9 protein-coding genes are annotated in these 13481 nt (G+C 66.6%); 5 read left to right on the top strand and 4 right to left on the bottom strand.

The features are described 5' to 3' along the window. Window positions 1-11 precede the first annotated feature (11 nt). The 4 genes from SGFS_RS25575 to SGFS_RS25560 form a co-directional block, all read right to left on the bottom strand. Window positions 12-1493 (bottom strand): hypothetical protein, encoded by a 1482-nt coding sequence (locus SGFS_RS25575; protein WP_286253747.1) that lies wholly within the window; start codon window positions 1491-1493, stop codon window positions 12-14. Continuing rightward, window positions 1486-2373: a hypothetical protein gene (locus tag SGFS_RS25570; protein WP_286253744.1), complete on the bottom strand. Its 888-nt coding sequence runs from the start codon at window positions 2371-2373 to the stop codon at window positions 1486-1488. The genes SGFS_RS25575 and SGFS_RS25570 overlap by 8 nt, the downstream gene beginning before the upstream one ends. A 387-nt stretch (window positions 2374-2760) precedes the next feature. Further along, entirely contained in the window at window positions 2761-3225 is a 465-nt protein-coding gene (locus SGFS_RS25565; RefSeq protein ID WP_286253741.1) for a hypothetical protein, read from the bottom strand. A 505-nt stretch (window positions 3226-3730) separates the two neighbouring features. After that, on the bottom strand, window positions 3731-4252 hold the full coding sequence (locus SGFS_RS25560) for a hypothetical protein (protein WP_286253739.1): 522 nt from the start codon (window positions 4250-4252) through the stop codon (window positions 3731-3733). Window positions 4253-4717: 465 nt separating this feature from the next. On the opposite strand from SGFS_RS25560, the gene SGFS_RS25555 reads away from it, so the two are divergent. From SGFS_RS25555 to SGFS_RS25535, 5 genes are all read left to right on the top strand, one after another. Further along, entirely contained in the window at window positions 4718-5059 is a 342-nt protein-coding gene (locus SGFS_RS25555; RefSeq protein ID WP_286253737.1) for a helix-turn-helix domain-containing protein, read from the top strand. Window positions 5060-5609: 550 nt separating this feature from the next. Continuing rightward, window positions 5610-7034 (top strand): hypothetical protein, encoded by a 1425-nt coding sequence (locus SGFS_RS25550; protein WP_286253735.1) that lies wholly within the window; start codon window positions 5610-5612, stop codon window positions 7032-7034. Further along, window positions 7031-7849 (top strand): hypothetical protein, encoded by an 819-nt coding sequence (locus SGFS_RS25545; protein ID WP_286253733.1) that lies wholly within the window; start codon window positions 7031-7033, stop codon window positions 7847-7849. The genes SGFS_RS25550 and SGFS_RS25545 overlap by 4 nt, the downstream gene beginning before the upstream one ends. Window positions 7850-7938: 89 nt before the next feature. After that, window positions 7939-12333 carry a hypothetical protein gene (locus tag SGFS_RS25540; protein ID WP_286253730.1) on the top strand — a complete coding sequence of 1465 codons (4395 nt, stop codon included), beginning with the start codon at window positions 7939-7941 and terminating at the stop codon, window positions 12331-12333. Further along, window positions 12330-13478: a Wadjet anti-phage system protein JetD domain-containing protein gene (locus SGFS_RS25535; RefSeq protein WP_286253729.1), complete on the top strand. Its 1149-nt coding sequence runs from the start codon at window positions 12330-12332 to the stop codon at window positions 13476-13478. The genes SGFS_RS25540 and SGFS_RS25535 overlap by 4 nt, the downstream gene beginning before the upstream one ends. Window positions 13479-13481 lie beyond the last annotated feature (3 nt).

Raw genomic sequence — 13481 nt, 5'->3', positions numbered from 1 at the left:
AGCGTGCCGGACTACGCCACCTTCCGCCCCGCACATTCAGCTTGTACGGTCTTTGACCGCTCCAGGAAGATGCGCCGGCTGGTGGCGTTCTGAGCGAGGGCGAAGCCGAGGAGGAAGACCTTCTGGCGTTCGAGCCCGTAGGAGATCATGCGGTTGTTCCACATGCTCTGGTCCAACTGATTGTGTACGGACTCGGAGTCGCTGCGGTAGGGGTAGATCTGCTGGTGGGTGAGGGTGGACTCCGGGATCTGCTGAAGGTGTTCGGCGCGGTGGAAGTCGCGTTCGGTGTCGCTCTTGTGCCTGCGGCCGGTGGCCGGATCCGTGCCGACGCGGTCATCGGGAGTCGTGGTGATTCCGACCTGGACGCGGTGCGGATGTGCGCCGTGGCGGCAGGGGATGAGCAGCAGGTGGTACCAGCGCGACTTCGTACGACCTTGTCGGTGTTCGAGGCGGCTGACGGGGACTGGGAGCAGTGTGCTTGTGCCGTCGTCGAGGAGGACGCGTTCGGCTATACGACCCTGGTCGCACCATAGATCGTGGCGGCAGCGGCCGAAGCGCAGGAGTTCGTAGGCCCGGGGTTTGACGGATCCGTGCTGGTGGTTGATGACCAGCAGGCCGAGGCGGGCGAGGGCGTCGCGGTGGACGCCGCGGAACGCTCCGTCGTAGATGACGCCCATACAGCCGGGCAACAGGCGGCTGAGCTGCGTGAAGGAGCGTACTGCGACGGCGGCCTCGTCCTCGTATTCGCCGCCGGAGACATGCCGGACGGTCAGGATGACGCGTTGCCAGTAGCCGTCGTCACGGGCTGAGGCGAAGAACCACTTCGTGCCCCGCGCGGGGCGCTTCTCCTTCTCACCGTTCTCGTAGTAGAGACGAGCTGCGGGGTCTACGCGGTGCCTGCGTATCTCCCCGGTTGTGGTGTCGACTGTGTAGGCGTGTTCCGCTTTGGAGGGTGCTTTGGGGACAGTGGCGTCGCCGACAAGAAGCTGACGGCGTTCGGGTCTCACCCAGTTCCGTGTGGCATCCTCCGGGAACAGGCCCTGGTGCAGGGCCTGTTGGACGGCATGCTGCTCGAAGAGGTGCTGCAGCGTCTCGATGCTGGGGGCCAAAAGCTTCTCTTCGGCGTACAGGTACTGGTTGCGGCTCGGCGGGGTGAGCGGCAGCAAGGCGGCTGCGGTGCGTCCGGCGTGCCGCCGTACGGAGGCACGGACGGCCCGCCACTGTCTGCCGTCGAGGCTGCCGACGGCGGAGCGTTTGGAGCCGGTGACGGTCATCAGGGAGGCGAGCAGGAGGTAGACGACTGCTGGGTACTTGCGGGGGCAGCCGATACTGGCCGGCGCGGGCAGCTGTTCGGCCATCTCGTAGATGAGGGTCTCGTCGAGGCAGTCCGCGATCCGCTGTGGCTGGGTGCGCTGTTCCTTGTCGCTCAGCTGGCGCTTCCTGCTGGGCCGGAGATATTGAGGGAGGGCATCGCCGAAGACATCGTCAGGCACCGACCGCCTCCTGCCCGTCCTCAGCGCTGGAGGTACGCCATGTGTAGCCGACGACCGCTGCGGCTCGGTCCAGGGAGCGCAGGCCGAGGCGACGGGCTGCGTCCTCGATGCGCCCGGTGCGCTCGAACTCCGCGACCGCCGCCCAGGCGGTGATCGAGGACGGTTTGACATCTTCCTGGTCGCCCAGGCCGATGCGCCTGAGGAGGTCGCCCAGGGCGACACAGGCACGTGCCTGCAAGTAGGCGTCGGATCCGTGCCGGTCGGACACGGCCAGGCGGGCGTTCGGCGCGGACTCCTTGCGCAGCTGCCGCGCGCTGACGAACTCGGCGCGGCTGGTCAGGACGTTGAGGCCCCAGTCGTCCAGGGGGCACCAGCGTGCGTCCACCTTGGTGGAGCCGTGCATCCACACACGGCGGTGGTTGACGTCGAGGTCTCGTACGCGGATGTGCCCGATCTCCCCGCTGTGCCCGCCGGCCAGCGCGAGCGCGGCGGCGGCTCCATGGCGGCTGGGACGGGTGACGAACGAGGCGCGGTGGCGCAGATCGATGACCTCGTCCTCGGCCAGCGGCCGGACACCGCCGATCGCACGAGCGGGCAGGACGATGTCCCGGGCGGGGTCGGCGTCGCTCAGACCGAGCTCGCGCAGGGTGCGGTAGGCGGTACGGACTACTGAGCGGCGTAGCCGCATCGTGGCCGCCGCGGAGTCGGTGACGCGGCCGTGGCGGCTGCGGCCGCGGGCGGTGACGAAGTCCTCTGCCAGATCGGTGGTGACATCGCCGAGGACCACGACGCCGCGCAGCTGCATGTAGCGCTCGCAGCGTTTGAGCAACAGACCGAACTTGTCGAGGGTTTGTTCGGTGAATTCGCCGCGGGCGGCCATGGTCTGCCAAGCGTCCTGGACACGGCCGAACGCGTATGTGAGAGAGGGTTCGCTTCCCACAGTGAGGGCCCTTCGCCGGGGTGGCACCAGCACAACCGGCTCTGATCCCGCAACGACAGGATGCGCGAACGATGGGATCGAAACGGTTGAAATCGTGGTGTTCCATACATGCGACACCTTGGGCATGGATGATCTCCGCGGCAACAGGAGGGAGGCAAACGGGTGTGACAGGCGCAGCGGTCGCGCTGGCAGGAGGCAGACGTGCTCAGGCGCGGTGCCGACGCAACGGCTCCGTGGTGGCACGACTGCTGACCGCCTGGCTCAACGAGTGCAGGCGGGTGAGCGGCGCCGCGGCCGGGAAGCCGCGGCGCCGGGAAACGGGCTCGCTCAGCCGGTGGTCTGCTGTCGAAGCCGTGGGGACAGAGAGGCGAAGACGGTCTGGTAGGCGCCCATCAGCGCGATGAACCGGTCATCGGGCAGCGCGGAGATCTGCGCGGGAGTGGCACTCATCAAGGGGTCCAGGACGCCCAGCGACTCCTTCTTGTTCGGCGCGGAGGCCGTGGGACGCTCCTCTCCGGCGGGGAGCGTGCATCGCCCCAGTTCGTCACGGTCGACCAGCAGGGCATACACCAGCCACTCCGTGAGATAGAGGCCGCGTTCCGCAGGGCCAGGAGCGCCGGCCTTGAGTCGTCGGGCCAGCTCGGCCTCATCCAACGGCCCGGAGGACAGGTGCTGTACGGCGGATCGCTGAAACCACTGGCCCTGCCAGCTGTCCCGCAGCAGAAGCCGCGCACGCGCCGAATCGGCGCTTCGCAACTGAGCGAGGGCGAAGCCGAGCTCGGTCAGTGCCAAGGAGCCGGGGTCGGCTCGGAAGATCCCGGCCTGGGCAAGGAAACCTGCCGTCCCGCTGACGGACCTCGGAGCGATATTGAGCCGCCTCCCGACGGTAGTGGCCCTGACGGCAGACCGGCCGGGGCCGCCGAGTTCGGCTATGGCGTCGATGACTTCAAGCTGCCGGCGCGGGGTGAGGCGCTCGGTCGGAAGGATCCGCGATCGCGAGGAATCGGAGGGCGCCATCACGCACCTCCTGCACGCAGGGCGCAACGGGTCATGGGTGGCGCGGAGGAGCGGCATTTGCTGATGTATGGCGCCAGGAATGGCATAACGGGCCCTCAGTTCGTGTCCTGCTACAGGCATTTCTGATCAGGGCCCGTCGCGGAACAGGGGCTATGCCCTAGGGTGGTGTTCGATGCGTGGGCCCTCAGCTGACGTGTCACCGGCGCCGCTGGAGGAGAACCGCCAAGTACTCTCTGGCGGCGCCACGCGCACGTTGCTGCTGGGTGTGAGGTTGCAGTCTCTAGGTGTCTGTGCGGTATGCCTCCGGGATCACCAGCAGTCGGTAGGCGCCCCGGCGGACGATTTCCACCGTCTCCCTCTTGTGCAGGGCCGCCAGAGCGGCGCGGATCGCACTCGCGGTCGAGTCGGGTCGGACCTCCCGTACGCGCTCGTAGATCAGCGTCAGTGGAGTGATCTCTCCGATGTCGAGCGCGTCCACCACGAGGTGCTTCAGGGAGCGCCCTGGAGCACTCGGAGCGGCAGCCGTGTCTGCGCCGGGCTGCTCTGTTTGTTCGTCGCGAGAACCAATGTCCGATGCGTCCTGTGCCTGTTGCCCGACGTACGCTTCGGCGGCCTCGACGGTCGCCAGGACAGCGGCATGGCGCTCGGCCGCGACACGCTGAAGGTGTTGGGTTTCCTGCAGCACGCGCTCGGCTTCCGCTACGGCCAGATCGGCCGCTTCACGACGGGCTCGCTCGACATCTGCCAGCTCCCGAAGACGGGTGATGAGCGGCTGAGCAGAAGTGCTCGTCGCGTTAGCCACCACACCCTCCTCGGCTGCCTCCGGAGCGACTTGTGGATCACCCTACCTGGCGGCGCAGCCAACTGCAGCAAGTAGCCGAATGCTCCGTGAGCAAAACGCATCTGATGGTTCGTCTGCTCACACTGGACGGTCGGATTAGTGGTGATCTCATGCCACTTGCGTCAGTGGGTTGCGTCCAACCTGCCAGTCAGTAAGGAGAGTTGATGCATCAGGTCAGCGATGCGTAGTGCCAAGTCACTTATTTTTGCGGACGGTTGGTCGGTGCAGCGGTAGGTGAGCCGACGGGTACAAGAGGAGAGGAGACGTAGATACCCGGTCGTCGTGCGTGACACGGAGGGGACGGCTTCAGGCGCCGCGGGCGACCGTGGATGAGCGTAGGCATCCCGTGGCCGGACCGTATTTCGACGGGTTGCAGCGCTCGCACAGCTTGCCCAGAGGCGCTACTGCGCGTGGCACGATCGGGCCATGCCACGCAGCAACAACGACAAGCCCCCTCTGTTCTATGTGGCGGACGGCACCTGGCCTGAGGTGACCCTCGCCTCGGATGCTCCGCTGAGCGCTCACTGCGGCCTGTTGCTGGCGCGAGACCTGCGCCGGACGATGCGGTCACGTGATCTGTCCCTGCGGGGACTCGCCGAGGTCGCCTGTGTTGCCCATTCCACTGTCGCCCGGGTGGTCAACGGTGACGTGCTACCCGACATCGGCACTCTCACACGCCTGGAGGACGCCCTCGACCATCAGCTCTGGCCGGGACCGTCCGCGGTGCGGTCGGCTGCGGTCTCGATGCCAAGGACTGTGGGTCGATGAGATGGGAGCAGTCAGACCGGTGCGTGATCCCACGGCTTGAGTGTGCAGGCGGCCCAGGAGAAGCGACGCAGCCGTGCCTGGTGCACATGGGCCGCGGTGTCGCCGTAGAGCGGGATGTGCACCCTCCAGCGAACTGATTCCCTCGTTCCCTTCACAGTGCGCGATTGCTGAGGCTTACTCCAGGATCGATGCCTCAATGTGATTCTCGAGCAATGTGCGCAGGGTTGGGCCGCGAGGTAAGCGTGCCATCGTGGGAAGCTGCCTCCTGGGGCCTGGCAGGTCTCGAAGCGGCGGGCTGATCCACCAATCTCGGGCTGCTGTACCTCCCTGCATGGGGCCTGCGGCTCGCCAAGGGTACGAGGAGCCGGCCGTGTCCGAGGCCGCCTGCGGTCCGTCAAGGATGAACAGACAAATAAGCTGAGAAAACCCAAGTCCGAAGTAGTCGCACATGGTTAGTGTGTCAACTGTGCGAGATGAGACCTGGGAGCCTGCTGCCACGGTTGACGAAGGCCTCAGCCGTAGAGCGAAGGCGCTGGCATGCACCGCCCCGTTGCACGAGCTCGACGCCCGTAAGGGCATGATCGAGTGGGCCGAGGCGAAGACCTATCTGATGGCGGAGATCGCTCTGTACACCATCGACCAGGTCGCGATCACCATGGACTTCGACACAGGCGCCGGGCACCAGCACATCGTGGAGCGGGTCCAGCGGTTCGTCGCACGACAGACACCGCAGCGTCCTGCGAAGGAGCACGCGCGGGTCACGGCCTGGGTGCTGGAGAGTCTGATCAATGTCGGGGACGTGGATCGTACGTTCCGTCGACCGTACGGAGCAGTGGACGCCAACGGCGTCTACCGCGTGCACACGTTCGACTTCAAGCTCATTGAGGAGCGCAGGGACGCCACGGGCAAGCTGTACCTGCGTGCCTCCCACGAGGCTCTGAACGTCCTGGTCGGCGCCCTGGACACCGATGTCGAGTCCGCTCAGGTCGCCGCCGAGGTGAAACTCGACAACCTGATCAGACGGGGCCAGCTGGCAGACGCGAAACAGGTCGCCGAGCAAGCTCGTATCCGGACGATCCAGTATGGGGAGATGATCCGGGTCCAGTTGGATGCCACCAAGCGCAACGTGCAGGCGGTGGACTGGCGGGAGAAGGTACCGAAACTGCTCGACGACGCGCTTGCCCACGTCGAGGAACGGGTCAAGGCCGAACGGGCGATCGCGAAGTACATGGCCGAGGCACGCGACGAAGCGGAGGAGCCCGTGCGCAAGAGCCGCGCGGCGGAACTCGTCGACATCGTCGAGGACTGCGTACGACGCCACATCAAGCTCCACGCCCGCCTCATGGGGGCCCGGGACCTTTTTCGGGAGCAGCAGGATCGCCAGCAGTTCGCCGACACTCCCCAGCGCCAGACCCTCAACCTGTACGGCCACCTCCTCATGCCTGCTCTCGACCTGCCGGTCACTGACGCCTCCGCACTGGCCGACCGCTACTTCACGGATTCCTCGGGCCCGGTCGTCCGCGATCTGCCGGACCTGGCCACCCTCGTTCCCCTGCTGCTGCGCCCGGCACCTGAACGCACGCGGTTCGCGGGCGAAGTCCTCGAACCCGACCTGGAGACGTCGGAAGAGCAGAAGCGCTTCACCGACCGCCAGTGGGAACAGGCCGACGCGCTTCTCGACCTGCCGGACGAAGTACGCACGCTGTCCGGTCTCCTGGACGAAGCGGCAGCCCTCGACCCCGAGCTTCCCGAACTCGTAGCACTCCTGGCGTTGCACGCGTACGGCCCGCAGACCGGAACCGCCCTGCGCCGCAGAGACGACAGGGTCCTGCTGGCCGTGCACGCCGACACCAGGCTGAACAGCCAGGGCTTCGAGGGCGACGACCTGCTCCTCACCACGGCACGGCTTGTGGCCCCCGCCACCGCCGACCGCCCGACGCAGACAAAGAAGACCACCGGAGGTGACGACCGATGAGCGGTGTCCTCGGCACCTACAGCGAGCACGACGCGGAGGAGGCGATGCGGCTCGTCGGATACGGCCTTAGGCCCAGGCTGCGCCCGCACCGGGACGCCGACTACGCGTCCCTTGTCCGCCGCTATGACGAGGAACCGGCGTTCGAGGAACTGGTGAGGAAGAGCGCGGCAGGTCTCGGGCTGCGGGTCATCGGAATCACCCAGCGCGCAGGCGCCGTCTTCGGCGCTCTGCCGGGCTCGGTGTTCGAGACCAAACTCGATCTCTATGCGCGACAAGCACGCCAGGCCCACCAGCGAGAGGCGGAGCGGGTGCTGCACGGCATCGCCCACCTGGCCATCGCCGCCTGCTGTTTCCCGCGGCCCGAGGACCTCGCCGACGACGGCTACGTCGGCCAGGCCATGGTTCCGACAGTGGACAACCTGGTACGCCACCTCTGCCAGGAACTGTCCGAACGGGTGGCCGGATCCGAGGAGAACAGCGACCCCATGGCCAACGCCCCCGAACTGGAACGTGCCTGGCGTGTCTACCTGCGCAGGCCCGAGGCCGGTTCGACCAGCGACGGCCGCGTCGCCCCGCCGTCCACCGAGGCGATCGTGGGCAAGGCGCTCCGCTACCTAGTCGACCAGGGCATGCTGACCGAGACAGAGGACGACGAGCGTCCGGTGAAGGTCTACCGCACCACCGGCCGCTACCAACTGCAGGTCCGTGAACTGGCAGCCGTCGAGGTATACGACGAGTTACTTCGTCTCGGCGCCCCCGCAGGGCACGCTGCCGGCGACGTCGTGCGGGTTTCCGACTCCGGCACGCTGTACTGACGGGCTCGGGTGTGGACAACACAATGAACTATGAGCTCTCTCGGGTCCGCTTGTGCTCGGTCGGCCCGACGGGCGCACGGTTCCAGGACGTGACCCTGGACCTCAGCGGTGCCGGGCGTCCGGTCACCCAGGAGCAGGCGGATCTGTTCGACTCTGTGACGCAGACGTTGCGCCCGTCGCCCGCCAGCGTGCTCTTCCTGGAGAACGGCGGCGGCAAGTCCGTACTTCTCAGACTGGTGTTCTCCGTACTGCTTCCTGGGAGAGGCCCCGTCAAGGGAGCCGCCGATCCTCGTCTCCTCGACGACTATGTGCTGGGCCAGGATGTCTCCCACATCGTTCTCGAATGGACGCACGCGGTGAACGGCCGGACGCTCGTCACCGGCAAAGCCATGGCGTGGAAGAACCAGACGGTCTCCAAGATCGCCGAAAATCTCCAGGAGTGGTGGTATCACTTCCGCCCTACCGACACGCTGGCCCTGGACACCCTCCCGATCGCCGACGGTGGCCGCTATCTGTCCTTCGACGCCTACCGCAAAGACCTGATCGAACTCAGGGACCAGGATCCGAGGCTGGAACTGGACTGGCCGAAGTCCCATGCAGACTGGACGGAGCGGCTGGGGGACGACCTTGGTATCGATCCCGAACTCTTCCGCTATCAGCGGGTGATGAACAAGGGCGAAGGCGAGGCGGTACGCGCGTTCGACCTCGACTCGGACGCGAGCTTCGTTGACTTTCTACTCAAGGCCGTAGTCAAGCAAGACAGTCTGACCGAGTTGGCCGATCTGGTGTCCCAACACCAGGACAAGCTCGCTCGGCGGCAGAGCTTGTTGCTGGAACAGGAGTTCGTGGAGCACACGGTTGAACTCCAGGGCCCCCTAATCGAGGCGTCGCGCGCCGAGGCCGAGGCACGGAAGTCCGTTAAACAGGCCGAGGAAGGCCTGGTGACGTTCGCCGGGCAGCTCAAGCGTCGCGTCGACGACGATGACGTCAACCTGGGGAAACTGGAACAGGAGGTGACACGTCTTGCCCGGGAACGGGACGACGCCGTTCACCTGGCCAAGCGGTGGAGCGCGACCGTGGCCGAACAGAGACTCAGCCTTGCCGCAATGCGTCTTGAAGAGGCCAAGGCTCTCGTCGCCCGAGCGTCCACGGAGCGGGACGACGCCAACGCCCTCACGGAAGGCTGGCAGGCGACGGCCGTCGTACTGCGCCACCAGGAGAAGACCGGCGAGGCGGCCCGGCTCCGTGAACTGGTCAACCTCGGCGAAGAACGTGCCCGCCCGGCCCTTGAAGCACGCGATCACGCCGCCAGGACACTTGCCTCCGGGCTCTCGGCCCTCGCGCGCGAAGCCGACACGCGGGCGCGCCATGAGGAGGACACAGCGCGTCGACGCGACGAGGCCGAGGCGGAGACACGCGGCAAGCGGGAGGAGGCGCTCAAGGCCGCGACCGAAGCGCAGGGCGAGCGGCGGAGCCTCATCGAGAGGATGGAGGCGGTCGATGCCGACGCTGAGCAGGCCGTGGCCGACGGACTGGCAGCCGACCCCGAGACGCTGCCACAGGCCGCCCAGGATGCACAGCACGCTTTGGAAGCCCTACGTAACAAGATCGACGCCCTGGCAGAGGAAGAGGACGCAATCGCCGAGGAACACATCGAGGCCCAGCGGCTCCTGGACGAGGCGAAGGAGAACGAGGGGAAGGCACGCCAGCTTGCCGAACGCTTCCAGGACAGGCTGCAACAGGCCATGGGTCCCAAGACGGTACTGGAGTCCGAGCCACGGCTGACGGCACTCCTCGACGGGGAACCAGTCGACCTCGAAGACGATGCGCACCTTCTGCTCGAGCGTCTCGCCGAAGCGGTCGCCGAGGGAGAACGGGAACATGTCACACTGCGGATCGAGGAAGCCCGCGACGAGCAGGCCCGCCTGGCCCTGGCCGACGGGCGGCTGCTGCCGCCGCCGGCCGTCGTGACCGAAGCATGCCGGATTCTGAGACACGAGAAGATCGACGCCTGGCCGGGCTGGGAACACATCGCGGACTACCCCCAGCGAAAGCGCGAGGAGTTCCTGGCCCGAGCGTCCCATCTCGTCAGCGGCGTCATGCTGAACTCCGGCGATGACCTGGACAGGGCCCGTGACGTCCTTGCCGCACTGAGCCCCCAGCCCACTGCTTACGTGGCCGTGGGCACTAGCGAGGCACTCGAGTCACCGCAGACCAGGCATCCGGACGGTGTTGCGTTCACCCTCCCTTTCCACCCCGCGCTGTACGACCCCGAGGCAGCCGACGCCGAACACCGGGCCATCGAGGACCGGCGTTCCCAGCGCACACGGCGCCTCGCTGAGATCAAGGCCTCCAAGCACAGGGATGAGGGACTCCGGCACCGGATCGCCACCTGGCGGGAGAGTTACCCGCCCGGCGCCCTTGCCGTCCTGTCCGAAACAGCTGCTATGGCCGCTGACGATCTCGTCACCGCGGGGAGGCTCACAGCCGAGCGACAGCGCGGCGTCACCCGCCTGGTTGAGCGGCAGACACAGAACCGGACAGCTCAACGTACGGCCGCGGTCGAGCGGGATCGCCTGACCGAGGTGAGCAGCAGACTCAACGACATCGCCCGACGCCTGGACCAGGTGTCGGAATGGTCGGACCTGGCCCGTGCTGCCGAGACGCGACGGGACCAGCAGAATGAAGCGGCCGCGCAGGCACTGACCGCCGCGGAGGAGCACCGTCGTCTGGCAACAGAGCACAGGAACACCGCCGGTGAACAACTTCAGATCAAGGAAGGCGCGATCAAGGAACGGGCGGCACTGCCCGGTGCGCAGGATGTGCCTGACGACGCGGATTCGCCACGGGAGCCCATCGCCGTGCTGCGCAACACCTACAAGACCGCGTCAGACAACTACGAGAAGGCCGATGTGCCGGACGAGTTGCGCCGAAGCCTCACCCGGGCAGGGGAGGAGGAAACGGCTGCCGGCGCCGAGTACTCGGCACTGGACGAGGCACTTCGTGACCGGGCCCATCGGCTCCTGTTGACCCCGGAGGCCTCCGACGCGACTACCCGCGCGCAAGCCCTACGGCGTGCGCAACGTACTCGGAAGGCCGCCGAAGAGGCTGTCGGGAAGGCCCAGGTCACCCAAGGACAGCACGAGAACGCCCTGAACGAACGCGACAACGAATTCCGGGCGCTCACCTCCGAGAGCGTGGCGCCCATGCCTCTGGAGCGCCAGCCCCGCGACATCGCCGCATGCCAGGAAGCAGTCGAGGAAGCCGAGTCGAAGCAGTCGGCCGCCGCAGTTGCGAAGGCTTCCGTGGACGCCCTGCACGCCGTGGCCGTCCAGACATGGGAGGTGGCGAAAGACACCGCCAAGGAGTTCGCCATCCTCGCGGAAACCCTCACAGCTCTCACTCCCGAGGAAGCCGCCGCCGAGCCGTTCACGGGTGACGCCGCCGTCGCACGCCGCGAGCACCGCCGACTCAACCAGGCCAGGAACACAGCCCGGGACGATCTGGCCAGACACGACCGGACCCTGCGCAAAGCGATCGAGAGGCTGAAGAAGCATGCGGGCTCTGACAAGTACGACTCCCTGAACATCCCCGTCCGCCGCCAGATCCTGCTCCTCCCGCCCGAGGAACTGACCGCCCATGCACCCGGCTGGGACATTCCCCTCACCTCGCGGCTGCGGAGCCTCACCGACGACCTGAACCAGATCAGCCGACATCTGAAGGTGATCATTGAGCACCTCAAAGGCGAGGTCGACAAGGCCCTGGCCATCCTGCGGTCGGCGCAGCGCCTGTCCACGCTGCCGCGTTCCCTCGCCGAATGGGCCGGACAGGAGTTCATCCAGTTCAACTTCGACAAGCTCGGCGACGAACTGCTCACGGCCCACCTGGGACAGGTGATCGAGGAAGCCGCCGCCGGCGTCACCGGCGACGGACGCAAGACGCGGCGCGACGGCCTCTCCCTGCTGCTGCGCGGCGTGCACACCGCCGTCCCCAAGGGATTCCGGGTGTACATCCTCAAGCCCGACAAGGTCCTGCGAACGGAGCGCGTCCGGGTGTCCAAGGTCAAAGAGATCTTCTCCGGCGGCCAGGAGCTCACCGCCGCCATCCTCCTCTACTGCACGCTGGCCGCCTTGCGGGCCAACACCAAGGGCCGCAGACGCGATCGCCACGCGGGCGTTCTGTTCCTCGACAACCCGATCGGACGGGCCAACGCCGACTACCTGCTCGACCTGCAACGATCGGTGGCGGAGGCGCTCGGTGTCCAACTTGTCTACACCACAGGTCTCTTCGACGAGAAAGCGCTGGGACAGTTCCCCCTGATCATCCGGCTGCGTAACGACGCCGACCTGAGGGCCGCGCGCAAGTACCTGGTCGTGGACGAAGTGATCCGGAATCACCTCGACCGTCTCCCTCCCGAAGACGGCACCGGGCGTCTGTCTGCCGCCAGGGTCTTCACCCGCGAGGCGAGAGGTGCCCGAGCGTGACGCAGGAGACACCGGCGGAAGCGACCGGGCCGTCCCGACGGGAACGTGAACTCCTCGCGCGCCTGCGCCAGTGGGCAAAGGACAACAAACGCAGCACCAAAAGCAAGACGCAGATCCCACTGGACGCCGTTCTGCATACCTTTCGGACTGTCCCCAACCGCAACCCTGAAGGGGAGTTCGAGTCGGCCGTACTCGACAACTGCCTGAAGATCCTGGAACGGCATGGCTTGATCAAGGTTTTCCAGGAGAGGACGTCCGAGAAGGTGTCTCTGCCGGTCAAGATCTGGCTCCTGCCCGAGGACCGTCCCGTCCGTGCCGAGGAACCGATGCCACGCTGGCATCACGAACTCAACTGGCTCGCACGGGAATGGCAGCGGGCCACTCCCAAACAGCGGGCCGCCTACACCGCCCTCAACCTGTGGCGCAAAAGCGACCCGGACCTGTTCGCCGTACCTATCCGCGAGCGCGCCCTGGAGATCTTCGGCACCTTTGGCTCCGAGGCCGACTTCCCCATGCCAGAGAAGACCTTCGACGAGCTGAAGTCCGGACCCCTCTTCTCTGATCCGGACCGGCTCGACGAGGTGATCCGAACGTTCCGGCCGCCCCCACCCCTGCTCACCGAAACCTTCCCCCTGGAGGAAACGGACGGCCGGTACTGTCGGGTCGGCACCGGTGACGTCCTGCTCGTCGTCGAGAACTCGACCACCTGGTGGTCCCTCGTCGAATGCCTTCCAGGACAGCACCGTCTCGGATACGTCGCCTGGGGACTTGGCGGCACCTTCAGAGCTTCGGTCCGGGCCATCACCGAGGAACATCGTGTCTCGGATATCCGCTACTTCGGCGACCTCGACCTCAGCGGCGTACGCATCCCGCTGAAGGCCTCCCACACGGCGTCACAGCTCGGCCTGCCTACCGTAAAGCCCACCGAAATGTTGTACGAAGCGCTCTTGGGTCAGGGCCGACCCCGTAACGCCAAGGAGGCTCCGGCCAGCGCGGCGGAAGCCGCACAACTGGCGAACTGGCTTCCCGAACAACTTCGGGCGGACACCGTGGGTCTTCTCATGGAGGGCAAACGACTTGCTCAGGAATGGGTCGGATACCGCTACCTGAAACGGAATACGGACTGGTACACGGACGTTCGTTGACGG

The sequence above is a fragment of the Streptomyces graminofaciens genome, assembly GCF_030294945.1.
Taxonomy (GTDB): Bacteria; Actinomycetota; Actinomycetes; order Streptomycetales; family Streptomycetaceae; genus Streptomyces; species Streptomyces graminofaciens.
The sequence above is the reverse complement of the archived record's forward strand: the minus strand, read 5'-3'. Positions and strand labels throughout refer to the sequence as shown.